Annotated in this window: 21 protein-coding genes and 1 tRNA gene; 13 read left to right on the top strand and 9 right to left on the bottom strand. The window is 70.0% G+C overall.

Annotated features, from left to right (window positions below):
• The first annotated feature begins 36 nt into the window (after positions 1–36).
• The 5 genes from ACWFRJ_RS09695 to ACWFRJ_RS09675 all read left to right on the top strand — a co-directional run bounded on the left by ACWFRJ_RS09695 (position 37) and on the right by ACWFRJ_RS09675 (position 2,234).
• Positions 37–384 (top strand): hypothetical protein, encoded by a 348-nt coding sequence (locus ACWFRJ_RS09695; RefSeq protein ID WP_453526427.1) that lies wholly within the window; start codon positions 37–39, stop codon positions 382–384.
• 39 nt (positions 385–423) lie between these two features.
• Complete coding sequence (locus ACWFRJ_RS09690; protein ID WP_453526424.1) at positions 424–699, top strand: hypothetical protein; 276 nt, start codon at positions 424–426, stop codon at positions 697–699.
• A gap of 216 nt (positions 700–915) precedes the next feature.
• Positions 916–1,302 carry a hypothetical protein gene (locus ACWFRJ_RS09685; protein ID WP_453526421.1) on the top strand — a complete coding sequence of 129 codons (387 nt, stop codon included), beginning with the start codon at positions 916–918 and terminating at the stop codon, positions 1,300–1,302.
• Positions 1,303–1,311: 9 nt separating this feature from the next.
• A complete protein-coding gene (locus tag ACWFRJ_RS09680; RefSeq protein WP_453526418.1) occupies positions 1,312–1,857 on the top strand; it encodes a hypothetical protein in 546 nt (181 codons plus the stop codon).
• Positions 1,854–2,234, top strand: coding sequence for a peptidase inhibitor family I36 protein (locus ACWFRJ_RS09675; RefSeq protein ID WP_453526415.1), 381 nt, complete (start codon positions 1,854–1,856; stop codon positions 2,232–2,234). Before ACWFRJ_RS09680 ends, ACWFRJ_RS09675 begins: the two co-directional genes overlap by 4 nt.
• 87 nt (positions 2,235–2,321) lie before the next feature.
• Here ACWFRJ_RS09675 and ACWFRJ_RS09670 read toward each other — a convergent pair whose 3' ends face one another.
• Both ACWFRJ_RS09670 and ACWFRJ_RS09665 read right to left on the bottom strand, forming a co-directional pair.
• Positions 2,322–2,627: a hypothetical protein gene (locus ACWFRJ_RS09670; protein WP_453526414.1), complete on the bottom strand. Its 306-nt coding sequence runs from the start codon at positions 2,625–2,627 to the stop codon at positions 2,322–2,324.
• Between the two features lie 263 nt (positions 2,628–2,890).
• The gene (locus ACWFRJ_RS09665) at positions 2,891–4,027 is read right to left on the bottom strand and encodes a hypothetical protein (protein ID WP_453526411.1); all 1,137 of its coding nucleotides are present in this window, start codon (positions 4,025–4,027) and stop codon (positions 2,891–2,893) included.
• Positions 4,028–4,452: 425 nt separating this feature from the next.
• Between ACWFRJ_RS09665 and ACWFRJ_RS09660 the strand changes: the two genes are divergently transcribed.
• Both ACWFRJ_RS09660 and ACWFRJ_RS09655 read left to right on the top strand, forming a co-directional pair.
• Complete coding sequence (locus ACWFRJ_RS09660) at positions 4,453–4,959, top strand: response regulator (RefSeq protein WP_453526408.1); 507 nt, start codon at positions 4,453–4,455, stop codon at positions 4,957–4,959.
• Positions 4,960–4,987: 28 nt separating this feature from the next.
• Entirely contained in the window at positions 4,988–5,113 is a 126-nt protein-coding gene (locus ACWFRJ_RS09655) for a hypothetical protein (protein WP_453526405.1), read from the top strand.
• 66 nt (positions 5,114–5,179) lie between these two features.
• Here ACWFRJ_RS09655 and ACWFRJ_RS09650 read toward each other — a convergent pair.
• Positions 5,180–5,251, bottom strand: a tRNA-Val gene (locus ACWFRJ_RS09650).
• A gap of 239 nt (positions 5,252–5,490) precedes the next feature.
• Here ACWFRJ_RS09650 and ACWFRJ_RS09645 point away from each other — a divergent pair.
• The 5 genes from ACWFRJ_RS09645 to ACWFRJ_RS09625 all read left to right on the top strand — a co-directional run bounded on the left by ACWFRJ_RS09645 (position 5,491) and on the right by ACWFRJ_RS09625 (position 10,348).
• Complete coding sequence (locus ACWFRJ_RS09645; protein WP_453526402.1) at positions 5,491–6,351, top strand: DUF4097 family beta strand repeat-containing protein; 861 nt, start codon at positions 5,491–5,493, stop codon at positions 6,349–6,351.
• 248 nt (positions 6,352–6,599) lie between these two features.
• Positions 6,600–7,904: a hypothetical protein gene (locus ACWFRJ_RS09640; protein WP_453527179.1), complete on the top strand. Its 1,305-nt coding sequence runs from the start codon at positions 6,600–6,602 to the stop codon at positions 7,902–7,904.
• 192 nt (positions 7,905–8,096) lie between these two features.
• Positions 8,097–8,687 (top strand): DUF4383 domain-containing protein, encoded by a 591-nt coding sequence (locus tag ACWFRJ_RS09635; protein ID WP_453526399.1) that lies wholly within the window; start codon positions 8,097–8,099, stop codon positions 8,685–8,687.
• A gap of 36 nt (positions 8,688–8,723) precedes the next feature.
• On the top strand, positions 8,724–9,368 hold the full coding sequence (locus tag ACWFRJ_RS09630; RefSeq protein ID WP_453526396.1) for a bifunctional 4-hydroxy-2-oxoglutarate aldolase/2-dehydro-3-deoxy-phosphogluconate aldolase: 645 nt from the start codon (positions 8,724–8,726) through the stop codon (positions 9,366–9,368).
• Positions 9,365–10,348: a sugar kinase gene (locus ACWFRJ_RS09625; RefSeq protein ID WP_453526393.1), complete on the top strand. Its 984-nt coding sequence runs from the start codon at positions 9,365–9,367 to the stop codon at positions 10,346–10,348. The genes ACWFRJ_RS09630 and ACWFRJ_RS09625 overlap by 4 nt, the downstream gene beginning before the upstream one ends.
• A gap of 81 nt (positions 10,349–10,429) precedes the next feature.
• Here ACWFRJ_RS09625 and ACWFRJ_RS09620 read toward each other — a convergent pair whose 3' ends face one another.
• The 4 genes from ACWFRJ_RS09620 to ACWFRJ_RS09605 form a co-directional block, all read right to left on the bottom strand.
• A complete protein-coding gene (locus ACWFRJ_RS09620; RefSeq protein WP_453526390.1) occupies positions 10,430–10,648 on the bottom strand; it encodes an FmdB family zinc ribbon protein in 219 nt (72 codons plus the stop codon).
• 34 nt (positions 10,649–10,682) lie between these two features.
• Positions 10,683–11,450, bottom strand: coding sequence for an HAD family hydrolase (locus ACWFRJ_RS09615; RefSeq protein WP_453527176.1), 768 nt, complete (start codon positions 11,448–11,450; stop codon positions 10,683–10,685).
• 101 nt (positions 11,451–11,551) lie between these two features.
• Positions 11,552–14,095, bottom strand: a complete 2,544-nt coding sequence (locus ACWFRJ_RS09610) for a phosphoribosyltransferase (protein ID WP_453526387.1) — start codon at positions 14,093–14,095, stop codon at positions 11,552–11,554.
• 20 nt (positions 14,096–14,115) lie between these two features.
• The gene (locus ACWFRJ_RS09605; protein WP_453526384.1) at positions 14,116–15,303 is read right to left on the bottom strand and encodes an HpcH/HpaI aldolase/citrate lyase family protein; all 1,188 of its coding nucleotides are present in this window, start codon (positions 15,301–15,303) and stop codon (positions 14,116–14,118) included.
• Between the two features lie 180 nt (positions 15,304–15,483).
• Between ACWFRJ_RS09605 and ACWFRJ_RS09600 the strand changes: the two genes are divergently transcribed.
• Positions 15,484–16,371: a TerD family protein gene (locus ACWFRJ_RS09600; RefSeq protein ID WP_453526381.1), complete on the top strand. Its 888-nt coding sequence runs from the start codon at positions 15,484–15,486 to the stop codon at positions 16,369–16,371.
• A 36-nt stretch (positions 16,372–16,407) separates the two neighbouring features.
• Here ACWFRJ_RS09600 and ACWFRJ_RS09595 read toward each other — a convergent pair whose 3' ends face one another.
• Together ACWFRJ_RS09595 and ACWFRJ_RS09590 are read right to left on the bottom strand one after the other, a co-directional pair.
• Complete coding sequence (locus ACWFRJ_RS09595) at positions 16,408–17,151, bottom strand: TerD family protein (protein WP_453526378.1); 744 nt, start codon at positions 17,149–17,151, stop codon at positions 16,408–16,410.
• A 147-nt stretch (positions 17,152–17,298) separates the two neighbouring features.
• Entirely contained in the window at positions 17,299–18,447 is a 1,149-nt protein-coding gene (locus tag ACWFRJ_RS09590) for a DUF475 domain-containing protein (protein ID WP_453526375.1), read from the bottom strand.
• Positions 18,448–18,473: the final 26 nt, after the last annotated feature.

Raw genomic sequence — 18,473 nt, 5'->3', positions numbered from 1 at the left:
TCGCACTCAAAATTCGAACAGGAGTAGCATTACCGCGTGCCTGCAACCCCTGCATACGACTTCCCTGACGACCTCCTCGCGGGTCAGGAGGAACTGCACCAGGTCCGGGCCGAACTCCTGGCCCTGCTGAAGCGGCTCCCCTGGTCGGTCACGCCGCTCGACGGCTTCAGCGACGACCACGGCTGGCGCAAGGTGGAGCGCCCGGCCTCTCCAGGATGGACCCCGGACGAACAAGCGGAAGTAGAGAAACTCCGCTCGCGGGAAAGGGAGTTGGCGGTGTTCGTCACCTGCCACCGCTTCTGGGATCAGGTGACGGGCCCGGACGCCGTGACGGCCCGCGCACGACTCAAACACACCCACGAGAAAGCCATTGACACCGAGTGACAGCGGGCGTTGACTCAGCTACGCCGAGGAGGTGCTGGCATGAATATTCTGCTGGTGGTCCTGCTTCTTACGCTGATCGGCCTGGGTTTCAGCCAGCCAATTCTGTGGCTGGCCGCCGCGGCGCTCGTCTTCTTCATGATCCAGCAGTACGACCGCGGGGGCTCGGGAAAGAGCAGCAGCGGGAGCGGCGCGGGCGGAAGCGGTGGCGCCGGAGGTGGCGGCGGTGGCGTCCCCAAGAACTACCGTGACTACCGCATCCGGAAGGAACGTCTGGAGCGCTGGGACCGCAGGTACCGCCGGACGCATCCTGATTAGGGGCGCCGACCGGGATGCCGATCGGCATCCCGACGGGGCGCCGACCCGGGCACTGATTCGGGCACTGATTCGGACGTTGAGCGGTGCGGTCGCCGTCGGGTGGCCGCACCACCGGTACTACTAGTAATCACTCCGGGTGACAGCGCGCTTACCTGCGCAAACGCTGGGGATTGAGGTCATGCACAACGCATCGACCAGCCCCGGGAGTTCACTCGCATGCGCTTCGGAACCGCCGTAGTCACCGCCGCCGTCGCGGCCCTTCTGACCGCGGTCGCCCCTTCGGCCACCGCCGAACCCCACGCCACCCGACCGGGCGTCGCGACGCCCCCCGGGCGGGTCTGCTTCTGGACCGAGCCCGGCATGATGGGCCAGGCCTGGTGCTACGGCCCGCCCGGCTACGCGGAGGCCGAGAACGGCACACAGCGCCACGCCTACTCCTTCGAGTCGCGCATCAACGGCACTGTCTACGCCATCAGTTTCGGCGCCGGATCCAGCTGCCTCTACCGCGAGATCCGCGCGGACGACTACGACGAGAACTGGACGGCGTGGGCCACCAAGCTGGACGGCGTGAGCGATACAACCATGGGCTGCGAGCAGGGCTGACGTACGTAGATGCCCCACCGCCCATGGCCACTCCTGGCCGCGCTGCTCCTCTCACCCTCCCTACTCCTCCTGAGCGCGTGCGCGCAGTCGCCCACGGCCCCCGCGCTCCCACCGAACGACGTCATCAGATCGGCCCAACAACAGCTGACGGACGCCTGCTTGCAGAGGCAGGGCCTCACGCCACCACGCCCGCACCACGACAACGACAACGACAACGACAAGGCCCAAGAGCGCACGGCAGCAGCCCTGTTCGGCACGGGCCGCACGGAGCTCTCCCTCAAACTCCCCACCGGGTACACCGTGCGCGCCCACACGGACGGCTGCCTCGCCGCGGCACAACGCACGCTCTACGGCGATCAACGGCGCTGGTTCGAGGTCTCCACGATCGCCAACAACCTCAAGCCGGAGGCGGCGTACCGCCACCGCACCCTCGCGTCGGTCCGCGCCGAGCACCGGCAGGAACTGGCCGACTGGCGAACCCTGCACGCACACGCCGTGCACCAGGCCACGACCCGACTCACCGCTCATCAGCAGAGAGAGAAGCACGCATCATGATCAGTAGCCACAAGCCCATGGCCCTGCTCGCCGCCACGCTCCTGGCACTCGGCACCGCCGTGGCCTCGTCGTCCGCGGCCCAGGCCGCCTCGTGTCCGAGCGGCCAGTTCTGCGCCTGGACGGACGCGGACTTCGGCGGCCAGCGCACGAACTGGTCGGGCGACGACCACGACTGGGAGGACCCCATCCAGGACCAGGACTCCTCCTGGGCCAACCACGGCATCTCAGGACCCGGCATCAAGGACCACGTCCAGGTCTACGAGAACCCGGGCCTGATCGGCTTCGGTACGGTCTGCCTCGGCCCCGGCCAGGAGATCACTTCCAACGGCTGGGCCAACGACAGCGGCGACTCCCACACTTGGAAGATGGAGTGCTAGCTGTCGCCCCACCATGGGGCACCCCTGCCACGGCCACCACGACCACGGCCACGGGGTGCACCACCCTCTGAACACCACCCCGACGGGTCAGCTGGTCGGCGCACCCGCGGGAAGCCCCCCGAGCATCGAGACCGCCCCCAGGGCCGCGTCGTCGACCACGGACGTGGCGGCCGCGGGGTTGTCGGCCGTCAGCTCGCCGGTCTTCTCGTCGACGTCGACCCCGCCGAGAGTTCCCTGTACGTCCCGCGTCGATTCCTCCGTCGTCCTCGTGACGGAGTCGAGCAGCTGCGCCCCACCGCCGACCGGCGGCTGCGGCGCGGCGAACGCGGGAGAAACGGCCCCCAGGGCGAGCCCGACACCGACGACACCAGCGGCAGCCTTGGCGATCTTCACGAGGTGGATCCCTTCCGGCAGGGCCGGCGGCAGCACGACGGTCGTACGCCCGAAGCATCCACAGGTCGGACACTCACACAGCCCTTGCCGAATTCCCCAACTCTCCCGTGATCGCCAAGGTTCTGGCCGACCACCCGATCGATTTCCTGAGGCCCTGCTCCTTCCGGTGGTCCTCGCCGACGCCGGGTGGCCCGGCAGGAGCAGTGTCCTGCCGGGCCACCCGGTCTCATCCCACAGCTTGTCCCGCGGCTCGTCAGCTTGTCCTACAGCTTGGAGCTCCGGTTGGCCGCGGCCCTGAGGCCGGCCACCGTGAGCGCCACGACCAGCAGTGAGGCCAGCGCCGCGGCCGCCGCCGACAGGGCCGGAATCGGTGCTGTCACCCCGTCGGGCCGCAGCACGTAGGAGAGCGTCGTGGAGTCGATCCGATCACCCACGAGGTGGGTGACGGTCAGCGCACCGGCCACCAAGGTGCTCGCCACAGCGACGATCGGCGACCCGCTCAGGCACAGTGCCGCGCCCGTCACGGCGCAGACGGCGACGACGCCGAGCGCGGCGGAGACACCGACGGTGGACGCGTCCGACCAGTTCAGCGGGAAGTGAGCCGCCGCGCAGAGCAGCAGAAGGATGCCTGCCACGCGGCGCAGCCACGCCAGGAGCGTCTTGCCCTGTGCGCGCGTGGCCGCGGCAGCAGGGACGGGTGAGGGGCGGGTGGCCTCGGCGGACGGAGCGACCGGTGCGGCCGGAGTTCCAGCTCCGACGCCGTCGGCACCCCCGGCTCCGCCATCTCCTCTGTGTCCCTCGCGTCCGTCCTGCTCCTCGTGCCCCTCGCGTCTCTCGTGTCCCTCGTGTTCCTTCTGCTCCCTCAGGCTGCCGATCAGCTGCATCAGATCCTCGACGGATCTGGTCGTACCAGCGGCGTGCACCGCCTCGGCGCCGCTGTGCGGGTCGTGCGGAGGGCGGGACAGCAGGTGAACGAGACGGCTGACCTCCGGAATAGGCCGTTCTTCGGCGGCGTACCGAATGGCCTCGTCCATGTGCTCGGCGGAGTGCTGCGGCGGGCCGAGCAGTTCCACCAGCTGGGTGACGTCGTCGACGGAGCGGGCCACGGCGGCCAGGCGGAGTACCGAGGCGGCGGTCGGCATGCCGTCAGGCGACTGCTCCAGGAGGGTGACGAGGTCGACGACGTCGTCCAGGGGCCTGGACACCACGGCGACCCGTATGAGCTCTTCCACGGCGGCGTCGTCGACGCCGGGCGCGGCCTGTTCCGGGGGTACGTCGTCGGTGCCTTGGCCGGTGTCGTGGGCCGGCCGACCGGTGTCGTGGGCGGCCTGGTCGGTGTCGAGGTCCTCCGCGTGCGGCCGCAGAGCAGGCTGATCGCGGGGCGGGGCGCCGAGCTGCACGGTCCCCCAGTGAACCGACGTCGAAACCAGTGACTCGTCGGTCCCGGAAATATCCCCCGCGGCAGAGAATGACTCAGCGGCCATTTTCGTTCTCCATTTCAGCGGGGCGTCCTCACCCCGCAGGTGTACGTGTCTCCCGTTCTATGCACGCTTCCTCCGCCCCGCCACTGGAGGAACTTCCCCGGCGGCGGGTCGGCGACGACGGTCCGCCGTCGAGCCGAAGAGGCCGAGCCGACCTGCACGCCGCCCCGCCACGAGTCGAATCCGACCGTGGACGGCCCCTCCCGCCCACGGCTGGAATGGGCGCTTCCTCTGTGGCGGTTGATACTGCCGTCATGCACTTAGGTACCGCCCGTGTGGTGACGAATGGATACTGCAACTCGGCATCGGCATAGCGTGGTTACGGACAGAGGGGGCTCGAGTCCATGCCTACCAACTCCGTGATCCTCGTCGTCGATGACCACAAGGACACCCTGTTCGCGCTGGAGAGCGCGTTGGCCCCTCTCGGCTATCCGATGGTGAGCGCGACCAACGGCGACGACGCCCTCAGGATGGTCCTGCGCGGGAACGTCGGGCTCATCCTGCTCGACGTGCGCATGCCGGGCGTGAGCGGTCTCGACGTCGTGCGCTATGTACGCCGACTGGACCAGACCCGGTCCATCCCCATCATCTTGCTGACCGGCTTCGACGTCAGCCGCGACGTAGCCTCGACGGCCTTTCTGCTCGGCGTGGCCGATGTCGCCCTCAAGCCCATCGATCCGCTGACCCTGCGCACCAAGGTCCGCTACCTCTTCGACACCCACCAGCAGATGAGATCCATGCAGCTGGAGATCGATGAACTCCGGGCCCAGCTGAAGGACGGAAGCATCGGGACGACGGACCACAGTCACTCCGCATCACAGTGCGCTCCCGGCCCTCAGCTGGAGAAGTGAACGCTCCGGGCCGTGGTTCCTGACCTGGTTGCCGATCGCCACGAGCGTTCCGCCCGGGGTGCTGCCCGCCCTGCTCCTGATCTACCTCGCCGTCGCCGTCGCGAGCTACGCCCTGTTCAGACTCGGCACACGAAGCCTCACCCTTCGGCCATGAAGAAACCCCCCAGCCGATCACGGCTGAGGGGTCAAAAGCAGACAGTCGCCTGCTACTTGTCCTCGGTGGGCGCGGACGGTTTCGAACCGCCGACATCTGCCTTGTAAGGGCAGCGCTCTACCACTGAGCTACGCGCCCGGGATGTTTCGACAGCCTACCCTGCCTGTGGCCCCGCCCCGCAAACCCGTATGGGTGGCCGCGGGGTGGGGTTAACCCCACCCCGATCCGGGAGCGGGCCGGATCGGCGAGGGGCGGGGGCCGCTCGTAAGGTCTTGGAGCGCCCGGGGAAGCGCCCGGGGGGAAGTCGCAGTCACGGCGCAGTCGTGGCGCAGTAGTGGCATGGACCGCGCGCCACAGACGCTCAGGGGGAAATCTTCATGACCGTCCGCTCCGTTCACCGTCGTGGCGAAGGCCGCACCACCCGCCGTGCCCGCGGCCTCAGCTCACGCGGCCCCAGCTCCCGCGGCCTCCGTGTCCTCGGCGCCGTCGGCGGCGTCGTCGCCGTCGCCCTCCTCGCCGGGGCCTGTGGGGCCAGTGCCGATGACGACTCGGATCCGGAGCGGCGGACCTTCGCGCTTGAGGGGAAGACCTTGACCGTCGACTCCGACGATTCCGCCCTCGAGTTCGTCACCGGGGACTCCGATGACGGCAAGGTCAAGGTGACCCGGTGGTTCGACGGGTCCACTGTGCTCGGCGGAAGCCCCAAGGTGACCTGGGCCATGGACGGGGATCGGCTGACCCTGCGTATGAAGTGCTCCGGCGTCTTCGCCGACTGCTCGGCCAAGCACCGCATCGAGGTGCCTCGTGGGGTGGCCCTGAAGGTGGAGAACGACGATGGACGCGTGAACGCCAAGGGGTTCCGGGAGCCGCTCTCCATTCGCACCGAGGACGGTTCCGTCAGCGTCAAGGACTCCACCGGGCCACTGACTCTGGAGAGCGACGACGCAGCGGTCGATGCGACCGGCATCCGGTCGGCGCGCGTCCGTGCCACCTCCAAGGACGGTGCCGTGCGGCTGGAGCTGGCGTCCGTGCCCGACCGCGTAGAGGCGCGCAGCACGGACGGCGCCGTCACCATCGAGGTGCCGAAGAAGAAGGACGGCCGCGACGTCTCGTACGACGTGGTGACCAAGACCGCCGACGGGGCCGTGGATGTTTCCGTTCCCCGTGACAGTGGTAGTCCGCACCTGGTGTCCGCCCGTAGCGAAGACGGCAAAGTCACGGTGCGCAGCGCGAACTAACCGGCCCGTGTGTTCGTCATTAACCGGTGGGAGAATGTGACACCGGGCAAGGCGGATGACAGCACGGGAGAGGGATAGTGACGGCGACACCTTCGCAGCCGTACACACCGGTTACGTCCAGCGGTTCAGTGGTGCTGGTGCCGGATGAGGATGTACGTCGCTGCGGGAGCGTGCGGCCGCCTCCCCGCACGGACGACCACCAGGACCGTCGCCGCCGCCCCCGCCGCCAGTCCCCTCTCCGCGATGCCGTGGCGCTCGCCCTCCTGCCCCTCCCCCTCCTTGCCCTCACCCTCCCCGCCGCTTTCGCCGGCGGCGGCACCCGGCGGTGGTTCGGCGGACGTGGGGAGAGCATGCGGGCCGACGCGCAGGCCGCCAAGGACGCGGCGGCCGCTGCCTTCTACGAGCTGGACACCGCCCAGCGCGATCTGCGGATCTCCATCGAGACCATCGTCGCCGTCGACTCCACGCCCGCAGCCCAGCGGGCCGTCTCCGACTTCGAGGCCATCGGGCAGCGCATCGACGAGGTCAGCCATCAGTACATCGACGCGGTGGACGCGCACGACCTCGACCGCGACGACCTCGAGACCTCCGTCGCCGCCCGCGCTCGCACCGAGCTCACCCAGGCCAAGGGCGAGCTGGACAAGGCCAGGGGCGACCTGGAGCGGTTCCAGCAGGGGCTCGGGCCCCTGCTCGACAAGGCGGAGACGCAGCTCGCCCGGCTCGCCCCGGCCGTCGAGCGCGCCCGTCAGACCCTCCTGGCCGCCAGCAACGCCCTCGATGCCGTACGAGAGGCCGGACTCAAGGCCGACGACCTCGCCGCTCGCCTCGCCGCGCTCGGCCCGGAGCTGACCAAGCTCAATCAAGGAGCCGGTCAGCACGGCGTGCCGGAGACGCTGCAGCGGGCCGACCGCGTCCTTCGGGACGCCGAAGCCGTGCGGGCCGAGGCCGAGCACCTGCCCGAGCGGGCCGCCGAGATAGACCGCCGTCTCGTCTCGCTGCGTACGCGCGCGCAGGCGCTCACCACCCGCAGCGGCCAGGTCGACCCGGTCCTCAGCGAGCTGCGGCGGCGTTTCACGGCCGCCTGCTGGCAGGACCTGCAGCACGTGCCGGACGAGGCCGCCGAGAACGTACGGCAGGCCGAGGCCAAGCTCAAAGAGGCCCGGCAGGCGCGCGAGGAGCAGCGCTGGCCGGACGCCACCGCCCGGCTCTCCACGGTCCGCGCCCTGCTGAACTCGACGGACGAGGCGGTATCGGCCGCCGGCGACCGGTTGCAGCGGCTCAACGCGGTGTCGAAGGATCCCCAGCAGGAGATCGAGCGCACCCGCTTCGCGATCCGCGACGCCCAGCGCCTGGCCATGGCGGGGCGCCAGACCCCGGAGCAGCGGCACGCCCGCCCGCTCGACGAGTCCGTCGCCCGTCTGGACCGCGCGGTGGCCTCCCTGGAGGGCCGCCACCCGGACTACTGGCACTTCCTGACCGAGACCGAAGCCGTACGGCAGACGGTGGCGCGGGTGGTCGGCCAGATCCGGGAGGAGCGGGGGCAGGGGGCCTAGGGGCCAGGGACCTTGGGGCGACTGGTTCGAGCGCCTCTGCTGGCGGTCCGGGGCCCGCGGGCGGATCCTGGAGTTACGTACGCCGACGTCTCCGGACGCGGGCGTCAGCAGTAAAAACATCGTCAGTAGTAAATCCGTACAGAAGTGACAACGTACAGAAGCGGCCTCCGCGCATACCCAAGGGAGGCGGACATGGCCACGCATGTACTTCAGACAGGGCCGAAGCGGCCCAGGCGGCACGTCACGCTGAACGAGCACCTGCCCGTCGACCACCGCCTCAGCACGGTCTACCGCGGCGGCGCGGGCCTCATGGGGCTCGTCCTGCTCGCGTTCGGCGTCCTCGGCCTGATCGACAAGATCGGCTTCTTCGACACCGGGGGCGACACCGTCGCCGGTCTGAACACCAACGGCGCGCTCAGCATCCTGTCGATCTGCGTCGGGCTGCTCCTGCTCGTCGGCATGGTGATCGGCGGCAACTTCGCCTCGACGCTCAACATGGTCCTGGGCTGCGCCTTCATCCTCAGCGGCTTCGTCAACCTCGCCCTACTCGACACGGGCCTCAACTTCCTCGCCTTCCGCATGCCGAACGTCCTGTTCAGCTTCGTGGTGGGCATCCTGCTGATGATCTTCGGGATGTACGGGAGGGTCGGCTCGGCCCTGCCGCACGACAACCCGTACTGGAGGGCACGCCACCCCGAGCAGCACGCTGAGCACCGCAAGCACCTCGAAGCACCGCAGGCACCGAGAGCTCCGCAAGCACCGGAAGCTCCGCAAGCACCCTGAGCAGGCACGCTGAACGCCCTGTGCGAGCCTTGGGGCATGTCGGACCTCACCACTGCCTTCAGTAAAGACCTGCGGACCCGGCGCCTGGTCGCCATCGTGCGCGGCACCGACGCGGAGGCCTCCTTCCGGACGGTCATGGCGCTCGTCGAGTCGGGCGTGCCGCTCGTCGAGGTGTCCCTCAGCGGCGCCGACACCCTGGGCGTCCTGCGCCGGGCGCGCGCCGAGCTGGGCGGCGAGGCCTGGCTCGGCGCGGGCACGGTCCTCACGGCGGACGACGCGCGGCGCGCCTGGGAGGCGGGGGCCAATCTCATCGTGACGCCGGGTCTCGGGGCCGGAGTGGATGAGGCCGTACGGCGTGAACTGCCCGTCGCCGCCGGGGTTCTGACCCCCACCGACGTGATCGCGGCGAGTACGTCGGGCGCGACCGCGCTGAAGATCTTCCCCGCCTCGGCGATGGGCGGCCCCGCCTATCTCAAGGCGCTGCGGGCTCCCTTCCCCGATCTGCCCTTCGTACCGGTGGGCGGCGTGGACGCGGCCGCCGCCGAGGAGTATCTGGCGCTCGGCGCGGTCGCCGTGGGCGTCGGCTCCCCGCTCATCGGGGACGCGGCGGACGGCGGGGACCTGGACGCGCTGCGCAAGCGCGCGGCACGGTTCGTGGCGGTCGCGGGGGCGGGTCGATGAGCGCCGTCACTCAGGGGGCGCGCACGGACGTCCTCACCCTGGGCGAGACCATGGTCGCCCTGCGCGGCAGCGGGCCGCTGAAGCTGGGCGGTTCGATGGACGTGTCCATCGCGGGCGCCGAGTCGAACGTCGCCATCGGCCTCGCCCGGCTCGGCCACGCGACGCGGTGGGCGGGTGCCGTCGGGGATGACGAGGCGGGCGAGCTCGTGCTGCGCACGCTGCGCGCCGAGGGGGTCGACGTCAGCGGCGCGACCCGCGATCCGGACGCGCCCACGGGCCTGATCCTCTTCGAGCCGCGACTGCCCGAAGTGACCCGCGTGCACTACTACCGCGCGGGCTCGGCCGGTTCACGCCTCACGGCGTCCGCGGTCGAGCGCGCCTTCACCGCTCCCGGGGCACCCCACGTCCTGCACCTCACCGGCATCACCCCGGCCCTCGGCCCCTCCGCCCTGGCCGCCTGCCGCCGCGCCCTCGAACTGGCCGGGGAGCACGGCACGACGGTCTGCCTCGACGTCAATTTCCGCTCACGTCTGTGGAGCGACGAGGAGTCCGCCGCGGTCATGCGTTCCTGGATTCCGTACGTCGATGTCCTCATCGCGTCCGACGACGAACTGCCCCTGTGCGTAACGGAGATGCCAGGACCGGTCGATGACTCCACCTTCCCCGAGGCACTCCTCGCCCAGGGAGTCCGCGAAGTCGTGGTCAAGCTCGGCGCCGCCGGGGCCACCGCGTACACCGCCGACGGCGAACTGCACGCTCCGGCACGCCCGGTGCGGGCGGTGGACGCCGTGGGCGCGGGGGACGCGTTCGTCGCCGGGTATCTGTCGGCGCTGCTCGACGGCGAGGACGTGGCGGGGCGCCTGGACCGAGCCGTGACGACGGGCGCCTTCGCCGTGGCGTCGCACGGGGACTGGGAAGGGGCGCCCGCGCGTGCGGAACTCGGGTTGCTCGGGGCGGGGCCGGGGACCGTGGTGCGTTAGCTCTGCGATCGGCGTGCGGTGATGGACCAGCTGGCCGGTGAGAGCCGATCGCGCAGTTCCCCGCGCCCCTTACGGGGCGCTTCAGCCGCAGCAGCCCCCGCCACAGCAGCCGCCTCCGCCACCGCCTCCCGGGGCAGGGGCGGACGCCGAGGCCGAGCCTCCGACGGCCACCGCGGACAGCAGCTTCACCGTGTCCTCGTGCCCGGCGGGGCAGGCCGCGGGGGCGGCGGACTCGGCCATCGGGCGGCTCAGTTCAAAGGTGTCGCCACAGGAACGGCAGCGGTACTCGTATCGGGGCATGGGCCAAGGCTAGCGGCAGCGGACCGGCCAGAGGTCAGACGCCTTGAGAACCGTGGCGGAGGAACCCCCGCAGGCCATGGCGGAGGAACCCCCGCAGAATCTCCTCCCCCGCCGCGACACCCCGCTCCGGCAGCACCGTGAGCCCCGGTGCCGTCCAGCCCGTGTCGGCCAGCTCGCCGTGCCCCGGACGCCACGAGCGGTCGGCGGCGAGCAGCAGATCGGCGTCGAGCAGCGAGTCACCGGCGGCGAGTATCTCCTGCGCGTCGATACGGCGGGCCACCTCGCGCACCGCCGCGCTCTTGGTCAGCGGCTTGGGCACGGCGTAGATCTTGCGGCCCTGCAAGGAGACGGTCCAGCCGCGCCCTTCCGCCCACCCGGCGAGTTCCTTGACCCACCCCTCCGGCAGCAGGGCGCGGTCGACGACGAGATAGGCGAAGAGGTCCTCGGCCACCCGCTCCTTCAGGAGCCAGGCCGGGTCTGCGGTGCGCACCATGTGCGCGCGGACCTCGTCGAGCGAGGCGCACTCGGCGGCGATCCTGCGGCCGACGCCCGCCCGCCACTCGGGGTCGGAAACCCCGTCGACCAGCAGATGCCCGCCGTTGGCGCAGATCGCGAACCTCGGCGCGGGGCCCGGCAGATGGATGCGGCCGTACTGCTCGCGCGTACGCGTGGTCGTCGGCACGAAGACCGTTCCGCGGCCCACCTCGTCAAGGAGCCCGGCGGCGGTCTCGGTGACGTACGACAGGGGCTTGCTCTCGTACACCTCGACGCAGAGCAGGCGCGGCGCGTCGGCGTCGGGCATGGTCAGGCCGAGGGCGGCGGCGGAGTAGATGAGGGTGCGGTCGAGGTCGCTGGCGACCAGCACCGGCCGGGACGCGCTCACTTGCGAACTCACTTGCGTGCTCACTTGGAGGCCACCGCCTTTCCGTCCGTTCCGGTGGCTCCGCGCGTGTACTGCGGGTGGATCAATCCGACGCAGGTGTAAGGGAGTTCGTCCACTTCCTCGACCGGTACGCCGCGCTGCTCCGCGAGGAGTCGTACGTGATCGAGGTCGGCCCCCGCCCCCGCACGCGCCAGGATCTTCCAGGGAACGCGGCGAAGCAGAACGCGGGTAGTCTCGCCGACGCCCGGCTTGACCAGGTTCACGTCGTGGATGCCGTACTCCTCGCTGATCCGCTCGACGGCGGCCCAGCCCTCCCAGGTCGGCGCCCTGTCAGCCGAGAGCAGCTCCTTGACCTGGACGTCGACGGCATCCGCCACCTCGTCGAAGCGGGCCGCGACGGCGTCGATGAAGTCGAGGGAGACATCGCCGTCGGCGAGCTCACGGTAGAACTTCGCCCCGTGGAAGTCGTCGGGTCCGACCAGGTCCGCGCGCAGGACGGTGCGCGATATCAGCCCGGAGACCGTCGAGTTGAGGCAGGCGGAGGGGATGAGGAAGTCCTCGCGGGTGCCGTACGTGCGGACGCAGGAGCCGGGGTCGGCGAGCACGGCGATCTCCGGGTTGAAGCCGGTGGCCCCGCCTGACTCCTCGAACTCCCGCACCGCGTCGGCGAGTTCGCGCGTGATCGCCCCCTTGCCCGTCCAGCCGTCGACGAAGACGACGTCGGCCGGGTCGTGGTGGGCGGCGAGCCACCGCAGCGCGTTGGCGTCGATGCCGCGGCCACGCACGATCGACACGGCGTAGTGCGGCAGGTCAAGGCCGTCCCGGTCCTTGGCCCAGCGCCGCATCAGGACGCCGACGGGCGTGCCCGCGCGGGCCAGCGAGACGAGGACCGGACGGGGGGACCGCTCGGCGAGCACGGTCTCGGTGACGGTGCCGACGGCCTGCGCGATACGCGCGGCAGAGGTGCCGAGCGCCGCGCGGAACAGCTCCTGGTACTGCGGGCTCGGCTGGTACTCGACCGGCAGCGACTCGGCGTAGTGCGCGCCACCGCTCTGTATCGCCTCCTCGCGCTCCTCGGTGGGCGCCTCGAGCCGTACGTCCGAGAGGTCCTGGAGCAGCCAGCCGACGTCTTCGGGGGCGTACGAGGAGAAGGCGGGGCCGCGAAGGGGCTCGGGCAGCATGGAGGGCCTTTCGGGGACGTGCTCAGGGACGTACTCAGGGACGTGCTCACGGTCGTGTTCGGGAGCGCTCTCGGGGACGTACGACGGCACGACGGCGAGCAGCACCTGCGGGGTGTGCGCCGCGAGCTGCGCCAACAGGCCGTCGGGAGCGTGGAGTTCGGGGCGATCGCCCACGGAGTCGACCACGATGACGATCGCGTCGAAGCCGCCGCCCGCGACGTTGTACGCGTACCGCTCGCCGGGTCCGTCGGCGGGCGCGTCGTGCGCGGGGAAGACGAGGCGGCTGCGGATGGCGTAGCCGGGGTCGTCGACGGCGAGGACGGGTGAGCGCGTGGTGGTGGAGTACCGCACCTCCGCCGCGTCGGTGCCGAGGCGTTCCTCCAGTGCCGTACCGAGGGCCAGCGGCGCGTACATCAGCTCTTCGAAGCCGAGGACGAGAACGCGGCGCGGGAGCGCGCCGGAAGCCTGCGGGTCCGGTGCCTGCGGGTCCGGTGCCTGCGTCGCAGCGAGCGCCTGGGCGACGCGCCCCGCCATCCCCGGCAGTGCGGCGTCCAGGGCCACCCGGTGCTCGGGGGTGAACCCGTGGCGCCCGCCGTCCGGGACCTCCGCGGGCCAGCCGAGGTCGACCCGGGTGACCGAGCCGCCCTCCCGGCGCGGGGCGGGGAGCGCTGCGGCCTCGTACTCCTCGACCAGCGCCTGCCCCTTCGCCAAGACCCCGTCGGGCAGGCTCACCGTGCCGGACGCCATCGTGATCAGGTCGACCCGTGCGCCGATCTCCCTGGCGAAGTCGGCCAGGCGGCCCTGGTCCTGCGGGGAGCGCATGTCGACGAGCGCCACGATGACGTACCGCTCGCGCGGGAAGAGCTCGTGCAGCGCGCGGATGGTGTTGAGGACCGTGTTCCCGGTGGAGAACTCGTCGTCGACGAGGACGAGGGGGCCGTCACTGGTGAGCAGCCGGGGGTCCTCGGGGAGCAGCAGATGCGAGGTCGCGTGCGAGTGGGACTCCTCGAAGCCGCCCGCCCTGCGCACCCCGTCGACCGGGCGGCGCGTGGAGTGGAGGTAGGGCGCGAGGGCGAGGCCGTCCGCGACGCAGTGGCCGAGGCCGGTCGCCGTCTCCGCGTACCCGAGTACGACCGCGCGCCGGGCCTCCGTGTCACCCAGGAGCGCGCGCGCCCTGACACCGAGATCGCGCCCGGCCGCGTACACGACCGAAGGATGCTGCGGCACGTGCTTGCCGAGGACGTTCGATACCAGGAGGTGCGCCCGCTTGGGGTTGCGGCGCAGGGCGAGGCCGAGCAGGCCGCTCAGCCCCTCGTCCCCGGCCAACTCCACACCGAGCCGCTCGGCGACCCACGTCCCTGACCACACCACGTCTTCGTTCACAGTCCCTACGTTCCTTGCAGTCAGCCGGAAAGCCCGGCGGTGAGCAGCTCCACGAAGCCGATGTCCTCGCGTGCGACGCCGAAGACCTCGGCGCGCCGCAGGGTCCGCTCGGCCCACGCGCGGTGCGGCTTCACTTCGTTCATCTTGTTCGTGTAGGTCGAGCGCATGACCCCGCCGCCGCCCCGCTCCGGGCGCAGTATGTCCTCGGCGTCGCTGAACTCCTCGTGACTGACGACGGACAGCGCGTGCACGGGCAGCACGTGCGAGGGGTGGATGCAGGTCTTGCCGAGCAGGCCGTTGGCCCGGTCGAGCTCGATCTCGCGAAGCAGCCCGTCGATGTCGTGTTCGATGAGCGCCTGCCGCAGCTCCTCCGCCCGGCCCTCCAGGAAGGGGCTCCGGCGCAGCTGCGGCTTGAACATCCTCTCCTGTACGCGGAAGTACTCCCACACGGGGCCGGTCACGGTGAACCCCGTGCCGTCGGCCCTGCCGAGGTGGTTGACCACGTCGGCGATGACCGAGGCCACGATGTGGACGTCGTACGCGGTCATGTGCGGCGGCCTGCGCAGTCCGTACGCAGAGCAGAAGTCGGTGACGCCCAGCCGCAGCGCGAGCACCCGCTCGCGGTACTTGTCGACGGTGCGGGCGATTCCGGCGAGGGTCTCGGAGCGGCTCTCCAGGTGCAGCAGCTCGGGCGACTCGAGGACGGGCATCGCGAAGAGCCGTCGGCCGCTGGTGGCCTCCGCCATGGCGAGCGACTCCAGGAAGGCGACGCCACGCTCCTCGGTGAACTTGGGCAGCACGAATCCGGAAAGGAGTCGGATGCTGGGTCCCAGGCGGTTCGCCAGGTCGACGATCTGCTCGGGCTCCCGGACCCGGATGAACAGCAGCGGCGGCTCCGGGCCGTCCCGCTCGGCCCCGGCCAGGTCCCGCTCAGCCAGGTCGGCGAACTGCCTGACCAGGTTCTCCTCGGCGCCGATGACCTCGGTGTCGTCGATCGAGTCCTCGAGGCAGAGCACCATCGAGATCACGCCACGACCGGCCTGCTTGAGGATGTCGTCGGCGAGGCGGGGACGCGTGGCAGGGCTGTAGAGCGTGGCCCCGAGGGCGACAGCCAGCAGACTCGGAGCGGAGTCCGCGGTGAAGGAGCACGGCTCCCGATGAAAGAGACGCTGTCGCACCTCTGGGGCTATATGCCCGAAATGACGCATGATTTCCCCTGTACTCGTCGGCGCGACCGACGTGATGTGGCCGGTAATAGTACGTAGGGACGGGTGTCAAGGGTTCCCCATGGGCATGAAATTCAGGTAACCCGGCCATGTCAGACACACAGGCCACACACCGTCACCCCCGCGTTGTCCCGTACAGGACCGGGAAGGCAGGATGACCGCATGACGCACGCGATGTTGAAGGGGTCGAACGTCCCGCTCGAAGCCACGGCCGTCCGCGCAGTGCTGCGCTGGACCCCCGGGCAGGGCGTCCCGGACGTCGACGCGTCGGCGCTGCTGCTCGGCGCCGACGGCCGTGTGCGCTCCGACGAGGACTTCGTCTTCTACAACCAGCCGCGCCACCCGTCGGGCAAGGTCTGGCGGCTCGGCAAGAAGCGGGTCGCCCAGGGCCTCTCCGAGGGCCTGACCGACACGGTCCAGACGGATCTGGCAGGCCTGGATCCCGTGGTGGGACGAGTCCTGCTCGTCGCCTCCGCCGAGAACGTCGCCTTCGAGCACGTACGCGCGCTGCGCATCCTGCTGTACGACGCCACAGCCGGCGATACCGAACCGCTCGCCTACTTCGACATCACCCCGCAGACGGGCGCCGAGACCGCCCTCATCTGCGGCGAGCTCTACCGCCGCGGTGACGTGTGGAAGTTCCGCGCCCTGGGCGAGGGATATCTGAACGGCCTGGAGGGGCTCGCGGGCGACTTCGGCATCTCCGTGGACGAATCGGAGGCGGTGACCGACCCGACGCCCGAGGCCTCGCTTCCGCAGCCGTATCCGCAGCAGCACCAGCCTCCGCTGTCCGCGTCGGCCACCACACAGGCTCAGGCTCCGGCGCCGCAGCCCTTCCCCGCTCCGGCGCCGCAGCCCGCCTACGGCTACCCTCCCGAGCCGCCGCGCCACCAGCCCGCCCCGCAGCCTTCCTACGGCTATCCGCAGCACGCGCCCGCCCACGCGGCGCCGGTCCCGCAGCCCTCGTACGGCTATCCGCAGCCGGTGGCCCCCCTGCCCGACCCGAACTTCCGGCTGCCGCCGCAGGGCCCGCAGTTCCTGGCGCGCTGAGCGTCTCGAACAGGGGAGCAATGCCCGCCAGGCCTGCTAGGCCCCTCCCACCTGCGACTTGTAGCCACGGCCCCACTGCAGTCCCCAGCCGTACAGCCGGTCGAGCTCTGCCTGGAAGCCGTACACGAACTTCACCTCGCGGCGCACGACAAGCTCGCCCTTGACGTTCTCGAGCGTGAATATCGCGCAGGAGCGGGCCTGCGGATGGCGCTCGTCCAGGTCGATCTCGACCCGCGGGCCGTTGCTGGGGTAGAGCGTCACCTTGGCGTGCGTGCGGTCGAAGGCCGGTGTCTGGTCGTAGATGTAGGCGAAGAACAGCAGCCGCTTGATCGACTCGCGGTGGTCGAGGTTCACGTAGATCGTCTCGCCGGACGGTGAACCGAACCGGTCGTCGCCGCTGAGCTTCACGAACGGCGGGGCGTTCAGATCCCCGAAGAAGCTGCCGAGCGGCTGTACGACGCCCTTGGCGCCGTCCATCGTCTCGTACAGGCAGCCGAGGTCGAGGTCGACGTTGACCACGCCCTGGGTGTGCGCCTGGACCACGTCGGGCTGGAACATCCTGAAAGGGTGACGCAGCAGGCCACCGCTCTCACGCTTGCCGATGATGTCGGACGTTCGCATCTGCCAATGCAGGTTGACCCGAAGGTTGCCGGTGGCCGCGCCCTGTTTGTTGAGCGAGACCGTCGGGTGCCGCTTGGTGAGTTCGATGGAGTTCGTCGCGGCGCTGCCCGACTCGAAGTCCATAGAGCGCCCACGGAATAAACCGTCCCAGAAGGACATCGCCGCCCCCAATGATTGCCAGAGCCCCATGGGCCCGTCACGAATGCCACGGGGCGGCCAGGAGGACTCGTCCTCGATGGCCGCCCCGTTCAGAAGCGTTCCTCACTCGGCCCCGGGTCACACGCCGGGAACGAGTCGGGCCCGAACTCACACGCCCGAGGAGACCTCAGTCTTCTCGTCCGAGCCCGAGCCTTTTCCCTCTGCCGCCGCCAGCGCCTTGTTGCGGCGCACGGACGAGAAGAAGGACCAGGCGATCAGGAGGACACCGACGGAGCCGGTGATCACCTCGTGGATCTCGTACTGGATGGTGACCAGGAGGATCACGGCGAGGGCGCCGATCGCGTAGTGCGCGCCGTGCTCCAGGTACACGTAGTCGTCGAGGGTGCCCTGGCGGACCAGGTAGACCGTGAGCGAACGGACGTACATGGCACCGATGCCCAGGCCGAGCGCCATCAGGACGATGTCGTTCGTGATGGCGAAGGCGCCGATGACGCCGTCGAAGGAGAACGACGCGTCCAGGACCTCGAGGTAGAGGAACATGAAGAACGCGGCCTTGCCGGCCATAACGACCGCAGGAACCTTCTTGCCGCTCTTCTTGGCCGCTTCCTCCTCCTCGTGCTCGCGCTCCTCGTCTTCCTCGATCTTGTTCTCGAAGTATCCGGAGAGGCCGCCCACCACTAGATAGGTGATGAGTCCGGCGATGCCGGAGATGAGCACCGTCTGTGCCTTGTCCACATGCATGCCACCGTGCTGGTGGGCGTGGGTGGCGACGGTCATCGCGGAGACCATGAGCACGATGAGCGCGATGCAGACCGACAGCATGTCGATCTTGCCGAGCTTGGCAAGCGGGCGCTCGAGCCAGCCGAGCCACTTGATGTCACGGTCCTCGAAAATGAAGTCGAGGAAGATCATCAACAGGAACATGCCACCGAACGCGGCGATCGACGGGTGAGCGTCGGTCACCAGCTGCTGGTACTGGTCCTTGTCGTTGAGAGCCAGCCGGACAGCCTCGATCGGGCCGATCTTGGCACTGATGGCCACGATCGCGACGGGGAAGACGAGCCGCATGCCGAAGACGGCGATCAGCACACCGATGGTGAGGAAGATCTTCTGCCAGAAGGCACTCATCTTCTTCAGGATCCCGGCGTTGACCACCGCGTTGTCGAAGGACAGCGAGATCTCGAGGATGGTCAGGATCGCCACGATCCCGAACCCTGTCCACCCCCCGTAGAACACCGCCGCGACCAGGCCGAGCGCGGTAACCGCGAACGACCAGCCGAAGGTTTTCAGAAGCACTGGCTACCCAATCGTGTGTGTACGGG

Source organism: Streptomyces sp. NPDC055239, assembly GCF_053606205.1.
The sequence above is the reverse complement of the archived record's forward strand: the minus strand, read 5'-3'. Positions and strand labels throughout refer to the sequence as shown.

Coding starts and splice junctions, on each gene's coding strand:
- ACWFRJ_RS09690 (WP_453526424.1), top strand. CDS start 424: ATGAATATTCTGCTGGTGGTCCTGCTTCTTACGCTGATCGGCCTGGGT.
- ACWFRJ_RS09685 (WP_453526421.1), top strand. CDS start 916: ATGCGCTTCGGAACCGCCGTAGTCACCGCCGCCGTCGCGGCCCTTCTG.
- ACWFRJ_RS09680 (WP_453526418.1), top strand. CDS start 1,312: ATGCCCCACCGCCCATGGCCACTCCTGGCCGCGCTGCTCCTCTCACCC.
- ACWFRJ_RS09675 (WP_453526415.1), top strand. CDS start 1,854: ATGATCAGTAGCCACAAGCCCATGGCCCTGCTCGCCGCCACGCTCCTG.
- ACWFRJ_RS09660 (WP_453526408.1), top strand. CDS start 4,453: ATGCCTACCAACTCCGTGATCCTCGTCGTCGATGACCACAAGGACACC.
- ACWFRJ_RS09645 (WP_453526402.1), top strand. CDS start 5,491: ATGACCGTCCGCTCCGTTCACCGTCGTGGCGAAGGCCGCACCACCCGC.
- ACWFRJ_RS09635 (WP_453526399.1), top strand. CDS start 8,097: ATGGCCACGCATGTACTTCAGACAGGGCCGAAGCGGCCCAGGCGGCAC.
- ACWFRJ_RS09630 (WP_453526396.1), top strand. CDS start 8,724: ATGTCGGACCTCACCACTGCCTTCAGTAAAGACCTGCGGACCCGGCGC.
- ACWFRJ_RS09625 (WP_453526393.1), top strand. CDS start 9,365: ATGAGCGCCGTCACTCAGGGGGCGCGCACGGACGTCCTCACCCTGGGC.
- ACWFRJ_RS09620 (WP_453526390.1), bottom strand. CDS start 10,648: ATGCCCCGATACGAGTACCGCTGCCGTTCCTGTGGCGACACCTTTGAA.
- ACWFRJ_RS09615 (WP_453527176.1), bottom strand. CDS start 11,450: ATGCCCGACGCCGACGCGCCGCGCCTGCTCTGCGTCGAGGTGTACGAG.
- ACWFRJ_RS09605 (WP_453526384.1), bottom strand. CDS start 15,303: ATGCGTCATTTCGGGCATATAGCCCCAGAGGTGCGACAGCGTCTCTTT.
- ACWFRJ_RS09600 (WP_453526381.1), top strand. CDS start 15,484: ATGACGCACGCGATGTTGAAGGGGTCGAACGTCCCGCTCGAAGCCACG.
- ACWFRJ_RS09595 (WP_453526378.1), bottom strand. CDS start 17,151: ATGTCCTTCTGGGACGGTTTATTCCGTGGGCGCTCTATGGACTTCGAG.